20 protein-coding genes are annotated in these 14,976 nt (G+C 62.3%); 9 read left to right on the top strand and 11 right to left on the bottom strand.

The annotated features are described in order from the left end of the window. Positions 1-182 precede the first annotated feature (182 nt). Complete coding sequence (locus tag BLT86_RS04535; protein ID WP_021489290.1) at positions 183-431, top strand: hypothetical protein; 249 nt, start codon at positions 183-185, stop codon at positions 429-431. 76 nt (positions 432-507) lie between these two features. Here BLT86_RS04535 and BLT86_RS04530 read toward each other — a convergent pair whose 3' ends face one another. From BLT86_RS04530 to BLT86_RS04520, 3 genes are all read right to left on the bottom strand, one after another. Further along, positions 508-723: a DUF3820 family protein gene (locus BLT86_RS04530; RefSeq protein WP_092374993.1), complete on the bottom strand. Its 216-nt coding sequence runs from the start codon at positions 721-723 to the stop codon at positions 508-510. A 68-nt stretch (positions 724-791) separates the two neighbouring features. After that, positions 792-1,385 (bottom strand): 2-hydroxychromene-2-carboxylate isomerase, encoded by a 594-nt coding sequence (locus BLT86_RS04525; protein WP_092374987.1) that lies wholly within the window; start codon positions 1,383-1,385, stop codon positions 792-794. A 43-nt stretch (positions 1,386-1,428) separates the two neighbouring features. Continuing rightward, the gene (locus BLT86_RS04520) at positions 1,429-2,160 is read right to left on the bottom strand and encodes an SDR family oxidoreductase (RefSeq protein WP_055985490.1); all 732 of its coding nucleotides are present in this window, start codon (positions 2,158-2,160) and stop codon (positions 1,429-1,431) included. Positions 2,161-2,249: 89 nt separating this feature from the next. On the opposite strand from BLT86_RS04520, the gene BLT86_RS04515 reads away from it, so the two are divergent. The 7 genes from BLT86_RS04515 (at position 2,250) to BLT86_RS04485 (ending at position 6,533) form a co-directional block, all read left to right on the top strand. After that, on the top strand, positions 2,250-2,816 hold the full coding sequence (locus BLT86_RS04515; RefSeq protein WP_055985487.1) for a TetR/AcrR family transcriptional regulator: 567 nt from the start codon (positions 2,250-2,252) through the stop codon (positions 2,814-2,816). A gap of 48 nt (positions 2,817-2,864) precedes the next feature. Further along, entirely contained in the window at positions 2,865-3,515 is a 651-nt protein-coding gene (locus tag BLT86_RS04510; RefSeq protein WP_055985485.1) for a YceH family protein, read from the top strand. Between the two features lie 17 nt (positions 3,516-3,532). Beyond that, positions 3,533-3,850 (top strand): I78 family peptidase inhibitor, encoded by a 318-nt coding sequence (locus BLT86_RS04505; protein ID WP_045733160.1) that lies wholly within the window; start codon positions 3,533-3,535, stop codon positions 3,848-3,850. A gap of 71 nt (positions 3,851-3,921) precedes the next feature. Then, positions 3,922-4,374 carry a MarR family winged helix-turn-helix transcriptional regulator gene (locus BLT86_RS04500; RefSeq protein WP_055985482.1) on the top strand — a complete coding sequence of 151 codons (453 nt, stop codon included), beginning with the start codon at positions 3,922-3,924 and terminating at the stop codon, positions 4,372-4,374. 360 nt (positions 4,375-4,734) lie between these two features. Then, positions 4,735-5,160 (top strand): organic hydroperoxide resistance protein, encoded by a 426-nt coding sequence (locus BLT86_RS04495; RefSeq protein ID WP_017675130.1) that lies wholly within the window; start codon positions 4,735-4,737, stop codon positions 5,158-5,160. A 59-nt stretch (positions 5,161-5,219) separates the two neighbouring features. After that, the gene (locus BLT86_RS04490; protein WP_090336319.1) at positions 5,220-5,480 is read left to right on the top strand and encodes a DUF2790 domain-containing protein; all 261 of its coding nucleotides are present in this window, start codon (positions 5,220-5,222) and stop codon (positions 5,478-5,480) included. Between the two features lie 36 nt (positions 5,481-5,516). Beyond that, a complete protein-coding gene (locus BLT86_RS04485) occupies positions 5,517-6,533 on the top strand; it encodes an alpha/beta hydrolase (RefSeq protein ID WP_055985068.1) in 1,017 nt (338 codons plus the stop codon). Between the two features lie 87 nt (positions 6,534-6,620). On the opposite strand, the gene BLT86_RS04480 is transcribed toward BLT86_RS04485, so the two are convergent. From BLT86_RS04480 to BLT86_RS25895, 6 genes are all read right to left on the bottom strand, one after another. Next, positions 6,621-8,000: an aspartate aminotransferase family protein gene (locus BLT86_RS04480; RefSeq protein ID WP_090336318.1), complete on the bottom strand. Its 1,380-nt coding sequence runs from the start codon at positions 7,998-8,000 to the stop codon at positions 6,621-6,623. 23 nt (positions 8,001-8,023) lie between these two features. Continuing rightward, a complete protein-coding gene (locus BLT86_RS04475) occupies positions 8,024-9,370 on the bottom strand; it encodes a glutamine synthetase family protein (RefSeq protein WP_092374984.1) in 1,347 nt (448 codons plus the stop codon). 29 nt (positions 9,371-9,399) lie between these two features. Then, positions 9,400-9,957 carry a helix-turn-helix domain-containing protein gene (locus tag BLT86_RS04470; RefSeq protein ID WP_055985074.1) on the bottom strand — a complete coding sequence of 186 codons (558 nt, stop codon included), beginning with the start codon at positions 9,955-9,957 and terminating at the stop codon, positions 9,400-9,402. Between the two features lies 1 nt (position 9,958). After that, positions 9,959-11,248, bottom strand: coding sequence for an NAD(P)/FAD-dependent oxidoreductase (locus BLT86_RS04465; RefSeq protein WP_055985077.1), 1,290 nt, complete (start codon positions 11,246-11,248; stop codon positions 9,959-9,961). 78 nt (positions 11,249-11,326) lie between these two features. Next, complete coding sequence (locus BLT86_RS04460; protein WP_092374981.1) at positions 11,327-11,626, bottom strand: antibiotic biosynthesis monooxygenase; 300 nt, start codon at positions 11,624-11,626, stop codon at positions 11,327-11,329. Between the two features lie 20 nt (positions 11,627-11,646). Beyond that, positions 11,647-11,793 carry a hypothetical protein gene (locus tag BLT86_RS25895; protein WP_021489869.1) on the bottom strand — a complete coding sequence of 49 codons (147 nt, stop codon included), beginning with the start codon at positions 11,791-11,793 and terminating at the stop codon, positions 11,647-11,649. Positions 11,794-12,123: 330 nt separating this feature from the next. On the opposite strand from BLT86_RS25895, the gene BLT86_RS04455 reads away from it, so the two are divergent. Further along, on the top strand, positions 12,124-13,071 hold the full coding sequence (locus BLT86_RS04455) for an AraC family transcriptional regulator (protein ID WP_092374978.1): 948 nt from the start codon (positions 12,124-12,126) through the stop codon (positions 13,069-13,071). A gap of 102 nt (positions 13,072-13,173) precedes the next feature. On the opposite strand, the gene BLT86_RS04450 is transcribed toward BLT86_RS04455, so the two are convergent. Both BLT86_RS04450 and BLT86_RS04445 read right to left on the bottom strand, forming a co-directional pair. Then, positions 13,174-14,322 carry an acyl-CoA dehydrogenase family protein gene (locus BLT86_RS04450; RefSeq protein WP_092374975.1) on the bottom strand — a complete coding sequence of 383 codons (1,149 nt, stop codon included), beginning with the start codon at positions 14,320-14,322 and terminating at the stop codon, positions 13,174-13,176. Between the two features lie 66 nt (positions 14,323-14,388). Beyond that, complete coding sequence (locus BLT86_RS04445) at positions 14,389-14,967, bottom strand: eCIS core domain-containing protein (RefSeq protein ID WP_092374972.1); 579 nt, start codon at positions 14,965-14,967, stop codon at positions 14,389-14,391. Positions 14,968-14,976 lie beyond the last annotated feature (9 nt).

Below are 14,976 nucleotides of genomic sequence, written 5' to 3'. Positions count from 1 at the left end.
CGCCTGCGACCATGCGAGAGAACGTGGCACGTTTGTCGGCCAACATTCGGTTCGCCAACATTTGCGCTAAGGTGAGGAGACAGACGCATCACTCATCCACGCGGCGCCGCTACCGGCTCCCGGCTGGAACCTCGGTGTGGCGTCGACGCCGAGGGCGGCGCCTTGATCCACGAGGTGGCCTCATGAGCGCGCTTACCTGCACCCACCGCGACCACACCATCCGCGCCAGCGTCATGGAACACCCCGGCCTGCCGACACCCTGGGCCGGCGGTTGCCAGATTACCGATCCCAACGGCAACACCAGCAAACGCCAGACCTTGCCGGTGGATTACGCCTTCATGGATGACCTGAACAAGGCCCAGCACGCGTCTATCGCCCATGGCAAATGGCTGGTAGATCAGAAGCTGGATCACGGCCGCAATTGGCACTGAGGGCAACCCAGACGTAGGGTCGTAGCCCGCATGAAATCCGGGAGAGATCGGAAGTTGTCCCCGGATTGCATCCGGGCTACGAACGGTCGCGCAACGGATCGAGCAACGGTTTGAGGCCGTTGTGATCGATCTCCTGCATCAGCGCGAGCAGCTGACCCAGCTCGCCCTTGGGGAAACCCGTGCGGGCGAACCAGTTGAGGTAGTGGCCCGGTAGATCGGCGATCAGTCGATCCTTGTACTTGCCGTAAGGCATACGGCGGGTCACCAGGAGTTTCAGCGTTTCGGGGTTCATCGGTTACTCGAATGACCGGAAAATGATCCGGCCATTGTGCCAGGCATCAGCCCCTGGACGAAAAGCACCTAGCCGCGAAGCGCTTCGCGAACGAAATCCAGGCGATCCTGACCGAAGAACATCTCGCCGCCAACAAAGCAGGTCGGCGCGCCAAATACGCCGCGTTTGACCGCCTCTTCGGTAGTCGCCTTGAGCGCGTCCTTCACTGCCGGTTCAGCGATCTGCGCCTGCAGGGCGGCTGCATCGAAACCAGCGGCGACCAGCACGCCTGCTACCTTGGCCGGATCCCCCATATTCACCCCGTCGACCCAGATCGCCCGGAATAGCGCCTGCAAGGCATCGTCGAAGCGCTCCGGCTGATGCAGTTGAACGGCCACCAGCAAGCGCATCAGCGTCAGGGTATTGATCGGAAAATGCGGATTGAAGCGCATCGGTACGCCATAGCGCTCGGCAAAGCGTGCCAGGTCGCGCAGCATGTAGCGCCCCTTGGCCGGAATCATTGCCGGCGAGGCGTTGCCGGTGGCCTGGAACACTGCGCCCAGCAGCATCGGTCGATAGACCAATTCAGCGCCGGCGTCGCGACACAGATCAGGCAACTGGGTATGGGCCAGGTAGGACGCCGGGCTGCCCAGGTCGAAGAAGAATTCCACCGTCTTGCTCATCAGCTTCACTCGCTCGTTATTGTGATTATGGGTTCAGCGCAGGTTACCAGCGCTCGATCCACGGGCGCAGATCCAGCTCGAAGGTCCAGGCATCGCGCGGCTGAGCGTGCAGGAACCAGTAGCTGTCGGCGATATGCTCGGGATCGAGAATGCCATCCTGATCCTTCTTGGCGTATAGCTCGGGAAAGCTGTCGCGGATAAAGGCGGTATCGATGGCACCGTCCACCACCACATGGGCGACATGAATATTCAGCGGTCCCAGTTCACGCGCCATGCTCTGCGCCAGCGCGCGGATGCCGTGCTTGGCCCCGGCGAAAGCGGCAAATCCGGCGGCGCCACGCAGGCCGGCAGTAGCACCGGTGAACAGGATGGTGCCGCGTCCGCGGGTGACCATGCGCCTGGCCACCGCCTGGCTGGTGAGAAAGCCGGAGAAGCAGGCCATTTCCCAGATCTTGAAGTACTTGCGTGCGGTTTCATCGAGGATGCTGCAGGGCACGTTGGCGCCGATATTGAACACCATCACCTCGATCGGCCCGATGTCACGCTCGATGCTTTCGACCAGTTCAGCCACCTGCTCCTCACGTCGCGCATCGGAAGCAAAGCCATGGGCTTCGCCGCCCTCGCTACGGATTTCTTCCAGCAGCGGTTGCAGTTTATCGAGGCTGCGCCGGGTGACGCAGGCGACATACCCCTCGCGAGCAAAACGCCGAGCAATGGCGCCGCCGGTGGCATCACCCGCGCCGATGATCAAAGCGACTTTCTTGTTCTCGTTCATGGCTTCCTCCATTAACTAACGATCGTTAGCTGAACGAACGTTATGCTACTATCTCGGGCAGGTCAACCCAGCATAGAACGGAGTCATCCATGCGTTATTCCGCCGAACACAAGGCCGAAACCCGCGAGCGCCTGCTCGCCAGCAGCGGCGCGATTGCCAAGCAGCAAGGTTTTGCCGTGACCGGCGTGGACGCGCTGATGAAAACCATAGGTCTGACCGGCGCAGCCTTCTACAGCCATTTCCCGAGCAAGGACGATTTGTTCGCTGAACTGATCGAACGCGAGCTGCGTAACAGCCTGAGCCGGCTTGGCGGCGAAGCGGGTGACGCTGGGCGCGACAAGCTGCAACGCTGCCTGGCGGCCTATCTCAGCCTGGCGCATGTCGAGCAACCGGATAAAGGTTGCGTGCTGCCTGCCCTGGGCGCGGAGATCGCCCGTGCCGATGAACGCGTGCGGCTGCGTACCGAGCAGCAGATCCTGCAGTTGCAGAACACCTGGGCCGAGATCATCGGCGACGCGCAACTGGCCTGGACGATTCTCGCGCAATGCCTGGGCAGCCTGCTGCTGGCGCGCATGATGGCCAGCCAGGAATCGCGCCAGCAGGTGCTCGGCGCCAGCCTGGACATGCTCGAACACACATTGAAGCCTGTCAGCTGAGCGCGGATGCCGTTAACCTAGGCGCGTTCTTCCTGCCAGGATCGATCCATGTCGCACACCCCATCCCCGCTGGTTGGTGAAACCCCGCTGCACGCCGTCGAGGTGCGCATCCTCGGCTGCCTGATCGAAAAGCAGCTGACCACGCCGGAAACCTACCCGCTGACGCTCAATGCCGTGCAACTGGCCTGTAACCAGAAGACCAGCCGCGAACCGCTGATGAACCTGGAAACCGGTGAAGTCGGGCGCTATCTGCGCAGCCTCGAAGGTCGCAAGCTGGTACATCTGGTGATGGGCAGCCGTGCCGACCGCTGGGAACAGCGTTGCGACAAGCAGTTGGAGTTGGTCAAGCCGCAGACGGTATTGCTCGGTCTGCTGCTGTTGCGTGGCCCGCAGACGCTCAATGAGCTGCTCACGCGCAGCAATCGCATGCACGATTTCGACGATGTCGCCGAGGTCCAGCATCAGTTGGAACGTCTGATCGGTCGCGGTCTGGCGCTTCTGCTACCACGCCAGAGTGGTCAGCGCGAGGATCGCTACATGCATCTGCTGGGCGAATCTGCAGATATGGAAAGCTTGCTGGCCAGCCGCCCTGCTGCTCGTGGGGAGGCTGCGGCACCTAACGAAGATCGACTGGTCGAACTGGAAACGCGCATCGCCGCCCTCGAAGAACGTCTGGCGCGCCTGGAAGGCGCGCAATAACCCAAGGAGCTCATGCATTGAATTTCAAAACTCGTCTCTGCCTCATCCTGGGCGCCACCCTGCTTGCAGCCGGCTGCAGCAGCACCGCCGAGAAACCGACCTCCGCTGCCGCACCGAGTGGCCCGACGCCGGACAGCTGCACCTCGTCCGCCGTCGAGCACTTCAAAGGCAAGACCGCAACGCCCGAACTGCTCGAGCAGGCACGCCAGCAAGCCGGGGCCAGCACGGCTCGCATACTCACACCCGACAGCGTGGTGACCTTGGAATACAATGGTCAACGCCTTAACCTCAACGTTGATGATCAGCGAGTGATCACCCGCGTATCCTGCGGCTGATGCCATCTGGGTGCGGATTACCTCCGCACCGCTTGCCGACAACACCAACCACATTTGCACAGGCCAATGCCATGACCTCCCAAGTGGAACCCTGCGCCGAGCTGATGCTGGATAACCAGCTGTGCTTCGCCCTCTATTCCACCTCGCTGATGATGACCAAGACCTACAAGCCCCTGCTGCAGGCGCTCGGTCTCACCTATCCGCAATATCTGGCCATGCTGGTGCTGTGGGAAAACGAGGGCATCACCGTCAGTGAGATCAGCGCACGCATGCTGACCGATCCGGGCTCGTTGACGCCTCTGCTCAAGCGCCTGGAGAGCGAAGGCCTGCTGCAGCGCCAGCGCAGCAGCCAGGATGAACGTGTGGTACAGCTGTACCTGACCGACAAGGGTCGCGCCCTGCACGAACAGGCCAAAGCATTGCCTGCCTGCATCCTCAAGGCTTCTGCGTTGAACATGGCGCAACTGGGCAAGCTGCGTGATGACCTGATAGAACTGCGCGGCCATCTGCAAGACGCCCTCTGATCCCAGGCGGTGCCGGCCATCGCCTGCTTCCGCTGCCCCGTAGAACCCCCTAGCCGGGCAAAGTCTCGTGCGCGCCGTATTCAGCGGCCTCATCGTCCATCTCCACGCATCACGGGCTTCTCCTGAGCCTCTATTCGGTCTGATTCTGCCAAATCACCTACGGCATCTACTGCAAAGCATGGCTACCCCCCCCTGTCGTGCCTGCTTATTCCTGAAAATCAAAAATCTATAACCAAATCTTCCATACAATTGTCTTGTGCACTAATATTTTGCGCAATATAGTTCGCTCCATGGAAACGGTTAGCGCACAAAAGATTAGCAAGCCAATCCATCACTACCCCACCGACAAGGATCAATGCCATGACTATCGAAAACGTTCTCTACCGTGCAACCGCTGAAGCCTTTGGTGGCCGTGAAGGCCGCGCTGTCTCCTCCGACGGCATCCTCGACATCGCCCTGTCCACCCCGAAAGAACTGGGTGGCGCCGGCGGTAACGGCACCAACCCGGAGCAGCTGTTCGCCGCCGGTTATTCCGCCTGCTTCCTCGGTGCCCTGAAATTCGTCGCCGCCCGCGACAAGCTGAGCATCCCGGCTGACACCTTCATCGAAGGCACCGTCGGCATCGGCGCCATCCCCACCGGCTTCGGTATCGAGGTGGAACTGCGCATCAGCCTGCCCGGCCTGACCCCGGAAGCCGCACAAACCCTGGTGGATCGCGCGCACATCGTTTGCCCGTACTCCAACGCCACCCGCGGCAACATCGACGTCACCTTGACCATCGTCTGACAGTTAGCAGCCAGCGCTCGCGGCCACAGCCCGAGCGCGGCTCCAAGAGGAGAACCGCCATGAAAACCCGCACCCTGCTCGCCACCGCCCTGACTGCCCTCGCGTTCAGCGCGTCGCTCACCACCCTCGCCCACAGCGCCGAGGCCACGCCCTACCGCTACGGCCAGAACCTGGATATCGCCAAGGTGATTTCCATCGACGTGCCTAACAGCTCGCAGTGCGAAGTGGTCACGGCAACGATGACCTACCGCAACAGCGCGGGTGACGTGGAAGTTCTCGACTACGAACAACTCTCCAGCGTTTGCACCAACCAGAACTGACAACCAGCCACCCAACTGATCGACAGGAGTTTGACCATGAAATTTTCTCGCACTCTGACTGCCGGGCTGCTTGCCCTGGCCATCAACAGCAGCTTCGCCGCAGGCAGCCCCGGCGTGGAGCGCAACACCCAGGGCTTTCTCGATGCCCTGGCAGCCGGTGGTGGTCAGCCGCTGGAAACCCTCTCGCCGAAAGACGCCCGCGCCGTACTGGTAGGTGCTCAGGCCAGCGTCAAGGTGGACCTGTCCGGCATTATCGTGGACACCAAGGTGATCCAGGTTAATGGCCAGTCGCTCACCCTCAAGGTGGTACGTCCTGAAGGCGCTCGCGGCATTCTGCCGGGCTTCATGTTCTTCCACGGCGGTGGCTGGGTACTGGGTGATTATCCGACCCACGAACGCCTGATCCGCGACCTGGTAGTAGGTTCCGGCGCCGCCGCGATCTATGTCGACTACACGCCATCACCCGAAGCCAAATACCCGACCGCGATCAACCAGGCCTATGCCGCCACGAAGTGGGTGGCTGACAACGGCAGCCAGATCGGTGTCGACGGCTCGCGCCTGGCAGTGGCCGGTAACAGCGTCGGCGGCAACATGGCCGCCGTGGTGGCCATCAAGGCCAAGGAAGCCGGGACGCCGAAACTGCGCGCCCAGGTGCTGCTGTGGCCGGTGACCGACGCCAACTTCAACAATGGCTCCTACAACCAGTTCGCCGAAGGCCACTTCCTGACCCGCGGCATGATGGAATGGTTCTGGGACAACTACACCACCGACCCGAAGCAGCGTAACGAGATCCATGCATCACCCCTGCGCGCCAGCCTGGAACAGCTCAAAGGCCTGCCGCCAGCACTGGTGCAGACCGCCGAGATGGACGTGCTGCGCGACGAAGGCGAAGCCTACGCTCGCCGCCTGAACGCCGCCGGCGTACCGGTGACCGCCGTGCGCTACAACGGCATGATCCACGACTACGGCCTGCTCAATGTGGTGTCCGAAGTCCCGGCGGTACGCTCCGCCATGGATCAGGCAGCACAGACGTTGAAAAACAGCCTCAAGTAAGCGGCTGAAAAACGAAACCCCGCCACCGTCACCGGTCGCGGGGTTTTCATTTGCCTGGCCGGTGCGCGCTACGCGCACCTTCTTGAATTACGCCAGACCGCGAACCTGCTCCCAGGTCAGATCCAGACACTTGCGCGCTTTCTCCACCAGCTCATCCACTTCCGCCTGGTTGATTACCAGAGGCGGCGCGATGATCATGGTGTCGCCCACCGCGCGCATGATCAGGCCGTTGTTGAAGCAGTGGCCACGGCACACCATACCCACGCCCACATCACCGGAGAAGCGCTTGCGCGTGGCCTTGTCCTGTACCAGCTCGATGGCACCGAGCATACCGACGCCACGCACTTCGCCCACCAGCGGATGATCCGCCAGTTCACGCAGGCGCTTTTGCAGGTAAGGCGCGGTGTCTGCCTTCACCCGCTGGACGATGCCTTCTTCCCGGAGCAGGCGCAGGTTCTCCAGCCCCACCGCTGCCGCCACCGGATGCCCGGAATAGGTGAAGCCGTGGTTGAAGTCGCCATGCGCCTCGATCACCTCGAATACCTTGTCGCTGACGATCAGCCCGCCCATCGGCACGTAGCCGCTGGTAAGGCCCTTGGCGATGGTCATCAGGTCCGGCTTGAGGTCGTAGTACTGGCTGCCGAACCACTCGCCGGTACGGCCGAAACCGCAGATCACCTCGTCGGCCACGAACAGAATGTCGTACTTGGCCAGGATCTCCTTGATCCGCGGCCAGTAGGTCTCGGGCGGGATGATCACGCCGCCGGCGCCCTGGATCGGCTCGGCGATAAAGGCGGCAACGTTTTCTTCGCCCAGCTCGAGAATCTTCTTCTCCAGCTGATCGGCTGCCCAGATGCCGAATTCCTCCGGCGACTGGTCGCCGCCCTCGCCGAACCAGTAGGGCTGCGGGATATGGGCGATGCCCGGAATCGGCAGATCGCCCTGCTCGTGCATGAACTTCATGCCGCCGAGGCTGGCGCCGGCCACGGTGGAACCGTGATAACCGTTGTCGCGGCCGATGATGATCTTCTTCGCAGGCTGCCCCTTGCACGCCCAGTAGTGGCGTACCAGGCGCAGCATGGTGTCGTTGCCCTCCGAGCCCGACCCGGTGAAGAACACATGGTTCATGCCGGCCGGCGCCAGCTGGGAGATGGCATGGGCCAGCTCCAGCACCGGTGGATGGGCGGTCTGGAAGAAGGTGTTGTAGAACGGCAACTGGCGCATCTGCGTAGCGGCAGCTTCGACCAGCTCCTCGCGACCATAGCCGACCGCCACGCACCAAAGACCGGCCATGCCATCGAGGATCTTGTTGCCCTCGCTGTCCCACAGGTGCACGCCTTTTGCCTCGGTGATGATGCGCGGGCCCTTCTCGGCCAGCTGCTTGTAATCACTGAATGGTGCCAGGTGGTGAGCCTGGCTCAGGGCCTGCCAGTGTGTGGTCTTGGGGTTGTTTACGGCGTTGTTCATGGCGCCTCCTTCTATCCGTGACATCACAGGTACCAGCGGTATTCGCGCGGGCTGATGTCGTGCATGAAGGCCAGGTGATCCTGGCGTTTGTTCTCGCAATAGACCATGACGAACTCGCTGCCCAGCCCCGCGGCAACGCGCTCACTGGCCTGCATGCGGCGCACGGCGTCGAGCATGTCCTTGGGAAAGTCGACGCCGCTGGTGCGGTCGTCATTGAGCGGTGCAATGGGCTCGACCTTGGCGTCGAGGCCATGCTCGATACTGGTCAGCAATGCCGCCAGCACCAGATAGGGGTTGGCATCGGCGCCCGGCAGGCGGAATTCCAGGCGCAGGTCGCGCGCGTCCGACTCGGGAATACGCACGCAGGCGTCGCGGTCTTCGAAGCCCCAACTGGCCTTGCTCGCCGAGTTCACCTGAGCGCCGAAGCGACGATAGCTGTTGTGGTTCGGCGCGTAGATCGGCATCAGCTCCGGCAGCAGTTCCAGGCAACCGGCCACGGCATGCCGCAGCGGACGCTGCTCATCACGCGCCAGCAGGTTGTCACCGGCTTCGTCGTACAGGCTGACGTGGATGTGCATGCCGCTGCCGGGATACTGCAGATAAGGCTTGGCCATGAAGCTGGCGCGATGGCCGTATTTGAGCGCCACACCACGGGTCACCCGGCAGAACAGCGCCGACCAGTCGGCCGCCTGCATCGGATCCATGTTGTGGCTGAAGTTGATCTCGAACTGCCCCGGGCCGATCTCGGCGGTGATCACCGTGGTGTCGATGCCCTGCAGACGCGCGGTCTCGGTGATGTCGTCGAGCACCTCGGAAAAACGCGACAGCCGTTCGATGTGCATGTTCGGCTGGTCGTCGGCATCGCCACTCAGGTCATCGCGCGGGTACTGCGGCAAGCCGTCCTTGAGCGCCTTGTCGAACAGGTAGAACTCCAGCTCGAAGGCCACCACCGGACGAATGCCACGCGCGGCCAGGCGCTGCACCACGCGCGTCAGCACCTCGCGCGGCTCGAATTCGATGGGCGCTTCGGTACCATCGGAGCTGATCAGCATCTGCCCCAGCGGCTGGCGCTCCCAGTTCACCAGCTTGAGCGTGCCGGGGATCAGCCGCCGTGGCGCGTCCGGGTCGCCGTCATGGAAGCAGTAGTCGCCGATCTCGTACAGCCCGCCCTGAGCGCCGAGCAGCACGCAGTTCTGCGGCAGTTTCAGGGCGCTGCCGGCGGCGACCTTCTCCAGCATTTCGATGGGGTAGCGCTTGCCATAGAAATGCCCGGGAATGTCCAGGCAGATCAGGTCGACGAAGCGCACCTCGGGGTGGACCTGGCGAAATTGACGGACTTCGTCGAGCAGCTCGACTCGGGTGGCGTTCATTGTGGTTATTTCCGGGTTCACGGGAAGGTTCAGGTGTAGATCCACAACACCCGCGCGGGGGTGTCGCCCTGGTTGGCATAACGCAGGCGCGCATAGCTCGGCACCTGGAAAACATCGCCGGGATAGAGGGTGGCACTCTCTTCGTCCTCGCCCAGCCACAGCGTCAACTGACCTTCGAGCACATAGCCGGCCTGCTCGGAACGATCGCTCATCTGCCGCTCGCCACTGCTGGCCCCCGGTTCGAGCAGGCTATCGACGACCATGAAGGCGCCCTGCAAGGTCGGCGACGCCATGATGTCGGTGATGCCACCGGCCAGGTACAGGGTGCGGCGCTCGTCCGGACGGGTCACCCAGTCCAGCGCCTTGGGCTTGGGCAGGCTGTAGAAATAGGTGGTGGGTACGTCGAGTGCCTCGCTGATGGCAGTCAGATCTGCCACGGTCGGGCGCGACAGGCCACGCTCGACCTGCGAGAGAAAGCCCACGGAACGACCGATGCGCTCGGCCAGCTCGTTGAGGGTGACCTTCTTGTGCTTGCGCAGGTCGTGAATGAGCACGGCCAGCGCGGCCATCTCCAGATTCTTGTCCATGTCAGAAATAGTCCCTTAATCGATACCAGGCCTTGCCGATGGCCTCGAGCGGTGCCGCCAGGCGCTCGCCGAATGGGAATTCGGGATTGCGCAGTTGCTGATACAGCGCCAGTTCGTCGTCATTGCCGAGAATGGCATCACTGACTGCCCGCGCCGCCGCCAGGGTCGGCAGCACACCATGCCCGGAAAAGCCCTGCAGCCAGTAACGGCCGTTCTCGCCGCCAACGTCGGGCGTGCGAGCACGAGTCACGTCGATATGGCCGCCCCAGGCAAAGTCGATTGCCACGCCTGAAAGCTGCGGGAATACGCGCTCGAGGAACGGTCGCGTGGCCGCCGCCATGTCTCTCGGCAGGCCGCCCAGATAGGTACAGCCGCCGCCAAACAGCAGGCGGTGATCCGGGGTGCGGCGGAAGTAGTCGAGGACGAACTGGTTGTCGGTCACACACGCATTGCGCGGCAAAAGTGCCTCGGCGCAGTCGGCGCCCAGCGGTTCGGTGGCGATCTGGTAGGTGCCGACAGGCAGGATGCGCCGCGCCAGACGCGGCTCGAGGTGATCGATATAGGTGTTGCAGGCCAGCACCAGGGTGTCGGCCTGCGCGCTGCCGTGCTCGGTACGCACCCGGTAGCCCGCGCCCTGCTTGTCCTGACTCAGCACACGGCTTTGCTCGAAGATCTGCCCACCGGCGCGAACGAAGGCTTCGGCCAGCCCGAGCGCCAACTTGAGCGGATTGAGATGCCCGGCCTCAGGGTCGTAGAGGCCAGCGCGGTAACGCTCGCTGGCGACCCACTCCGGCATCTGCTCACGGGAAACGAACTGCAGCGCGCGATGCCCCCATTTATAAGCGGCCTCCTCCTGCCACTCATGCAGCAGCGCCACACGACGTGGCAGCACTGCCGTCCACAGATGGCCGCGGCGGTAATCGCAGTCGAAGCCGTGGCGCTCGGGCAGTTCACGCAGCTCACGAGCTGCCCAGCTCATGCCATCCCACAGACGGCGGGCGCGTTCGATGCCCAGCGCCTTTTCCAGCGGCGGCATATCGCAGGACCAGCCCAGAATCGCCTGCCCGCCATTGCGTCCAGAGGCCGCCCATGCCACACGACTGGCCTCCAGCAGAATGACCTTGCGCCCTGCTTCGGCCAGGCGCAAAGCAGTGTGCAGACCACTGAAACCAGCACCGATCACCAGCACCTCGCACTGCAGATCATCTTGCAGCACGGGATGATGCGTCAGTCGATCCTTGCAGCTATGGGCGTAATAGCTGTCGACGTGCTCACTGGCATGGCGAAACATAGACGACTCATGAAATTTAAAATAATTAATTCCATGAAAATCTATATAGATAATTTCACAAAGGCAAGCCTGAGCGGCTCAGGCGACCTGCTGCTGCAACTCCATACCGCATTCGAGATGAGTGAGCAGCCCTTCATCTATCGCCTGGGCCAAAACCCGACGCAGGCCGTCGCTGCCGAGAAAAGCGTCGCGTGCCGCTGTCGAACGCCACTGCCCTTCGACCTGCCAGATCAACGGATCATTGCGCAGTGAGAACACACGCAGGCGCTCACAACCTGGAATATCTCGCCCGACCTCATGCAACCGCGCCAGGCACTGCCCCAACCGATTTGAACGGCCGTGACGGGCGCGAACGGTCATACGGTGAATGATGCTCATGGCAACCTCCTGGAACTGAATCAATACATACCAGCAGCGTTTCGCTGCAGAACATGGGGCGCTGCGTCCGGCTCGGCAAAAGCCGCTTCGCCAACGGCTCTTGAGTCAAGCCAGGCCGTGGCGAGCAATAACAGAGTCAGCGGTGCGATCAGCCATTTGCTGGGCATGGTTCGCTCCTTTCGTGAGGTATGTGGGCACCACTTAGCGGGTGATCGGGCTACTGCACGTGTTCGAGCCGATGCAGAGACACCGCTCGATGGCTACAAAGATCAGGCAGAAAGTCATCAGAGCGTTAGTCGATTTCTGGCAAATCCTTGCCTAAAACTCCATAACAAGGAAATTGCTGCAACCGAGTGCAGCGCACCCTGACTACCCTTGAAATACTCTGTATCACCGGTTATTTGCCCATTACTGGCAAATATTTGCCTAATCCTGCCGCCCCTCATGACTTGCCTGAAAAACCTGGCTAGGCTTCGCTGACTTTCCGGAGGCGCGCCATGCAGTCACCCATTCACACCGCCACAACTCTCGACACCCCCCTTGCCGAACTTAGCCACGAAATGGCGCGTCTGGTCGATCGCTTCGTCCCCGATGACGGTCTACACCTCACAGCGATTCCTGGCCTGAAGCTGGCACGCGCCACGACACCCAGCCTGCCGATGCAGACAGTCTACGACCCCTGCCTGTGCATCATCGCCCAGGGCCGTAAAGAGATACGTCTGGGTGACGAGCTCTACGTCTATGATCCGTTGAATTACCTGGTGGCGTCGGTGGTGCTGCCGGTAACCGGTCGGGTGATCGAGGCCAGCCCGGATCACCCCTATCTGAGCATCGCTCTGGAGATCGATCCCGCGCTGATCAGCAGCCTGCTCACCGAAATGCCAGCGATTCCAGCCCCGGACGCGGCTTCCCAGCGGGCGCTGTTTCTCGATCGTCTCGACCCGCGCCTGCTGGATGCGGTGATCCGCCTGCTGCGCCTGCTGGAAACCCCATCCGACATCGCCATGCTGGCGCCATTGGCATTGCGTGAGATTTTCTACCGCATGCTGCTCAGCCCGCAGGGCCATCGCCTGCATGAAGTGGTGATCGCCGACAGCCAGAGCCAGCGCATCTCCCGCGCCATCGAGTGGCTGCGCAAGAATTTCGATCAGCCGCTGCGGATCGAGGAACTGGCCCGCGAGGTGAACCTGAGCCCCTCGACCCTGCACCATAGATTCAAGGCAGTCACGGCATTCAGCCCGCTGCAGTATCAGAAGCAGCTGCGCCTGCAGGAGGCTCGCCGGCTAATGCTGTGCGACAACCTCGAAGCGGCAGCGGCCAGCTACCGCGTCGGCTACGAAAGTCCATCGCAGTTCAGTCGCGAGTACAGCCGTCTGTTCGGCGATCCGCCGCAACGCGACATCGCCCGCCTGCGCCAGGCCGCGCAGAATCAGGTCGCTTCCTGATAACCGCGCAGGACCATGCCCCCGTGGGAGGCGCTTCAGCGGCGAGCTTTTCCGCCCTTTTTGAGGATGATCGCGGCTAAAGCCCCTCCCACTGCGCCCCGACTACAGCCCCATCTGCTTCGCGATGATCTCGTTCATGATCTCCCGCGTACCACCGCCGATGGAGAGGATGCGGTTGTCGCGGTACAGGCGCTCGACCAGGCTTTCGCGCATGTAACCCATGCCACCCATGATCTGCACCGCATCGTAGGTCAGGCGATCGGCGATATCGGTGGCGAAGTTCTTGGCCATGGAGATCTCCTTGATCACGCTCCTGCCGGCCGCCATCTGCGCGGCCTGACGGTAGGTGAACTCACGGGAGACTTCGAGCTGCGTGGCCATCTCGGCCAGGCGGTGCTTGAGCACCTGGAACTTGCCCACCGGCTTGCCGAACGCCTGGCGCTCGCGCGCCCACTTCAGGGACTCTTCCAGGGCCAGTTGTGCGGTCATGTTGGCCATGATCGCCAGGCTAAGGCGCTCGTTCTGGAAGTTGGCCATGATGCAGGCGAAACCGGCGTTCTCCACGCCGATCAGGTTCTCCACCGGCACCTTGCAGTCGTCAAAGAACAGTTCGGCGGTATCCGACGCCCACCAACCCATCTTCTTCAGCTTGCGACCGACACTGAAACCCGGCGTGCCCTTCTCCACCAGCAACAGGCTGACGCCGCCAAAGCCCTCACCGCCGGTGCGCACCGCCACCGTGTAGTAATCGGCACGCACGCCGCTGGTGATGAAGGTCTTGCTGCCATTGACGCGGTAATGATCGCCGTCGCGCACAGCGCGGGTCTTGAGATTGGCCACGTCGGAGCCACCGGAGGGCTCGGTCACCGCCAGCGCCATGATCTTCTCGCCAGCCAGTACCTGCGGCACCACACGTTCGCGCACGGCGGGCTGGGCCCATTTGACGATGGGCGGCAAACCGATATCCAGCGAACCGAGCCCAGCCACCAGGCCGCCGGAGCCACTACGCATCAGTTCCTCGCTGGCCGCCACCTTGGCGAACACGTCACCCTCATGACTGCCGCCGAGCTGCTCCGGGTAACCGATACCGAGAATGCCCGCAGCGCCAGCCTTGAGGTACAGCTCACGAGGAAAATCCCCGGCCTCCTCCCACTCGTCGATATGCGGCAGGATCTCGCGCTCGACGAAACGCCGAACGGAATCGCGAACCAATTGGTGGGACTCATCGAAATACGACAGAGAGGCGGCCATGCGGGTACTCCCGTTATTATTTTGGCCACCCTAACCTAGCGCTTGCTTGGTTTTCAAGCGAGCGTTTCATTTCTGCCCGCGCAACGCTTTTCTCACCCGCTCGCCCATCTCGTAGGCTGGCCCTTCCACCGACTGGAAATTGCGCGTGTAACGCTGGGCGAAGCCATCGGTGCCCCACTCGCGGTATTGCTGCACATGCCACAATTCATGCGCCCACAGCGCTGCATCCTCTGCAGCAGCATCGGCGTTGCGAAATACCACCACGTCGACCAGCGTCACGGCCTGCACATCGGGGTTCTGCAGCATGACGGTGGCGGCGTCCATCTCGTCGGTGATGCCCACGCGAAAGCGCACTTCATCAAGCAATGCATCGTCGTAGAAAGGCGCGAGCTGGGCACGAATCATCAGAGGGATAGGTTCGGTGCCGGCTAGCAGTGCTGCCTGGCGAGATTGCAGCAACCAGGCTTCGAGACGCGCCGCCGCCATATTCAGGCCATCTTCGCGTACCCGTACCGGATCGGGCACGCACAAGCAGGAAGCGCCCAGGCACACCTGTACCTGCCCGGTCGGACATTGAGCCTGTACGGCCAGAGGCGCCCCGAGCAGGAGCAGCAGAGCAATACGGCGCAGAGTGTCGGTGGTCACTGGCACTCC

It is taken from the genome of Pseudomonas sihuiensis (genome assembly GCF_900106015.1).
Classification (GTDB): domain Bacteria; phylum Pseudomonadota; class Gammaproteobacteria; order Pseudomonadales; family Pseudomonadaceae; genus Aquipseudomonas; species Aquipseudomonas sihuiensis.
The sequence above is the reverse complement of the archived record's forward strand: the minus strand, read 5'-3'. Positions and strand labels throughout refer to the sequence as shown.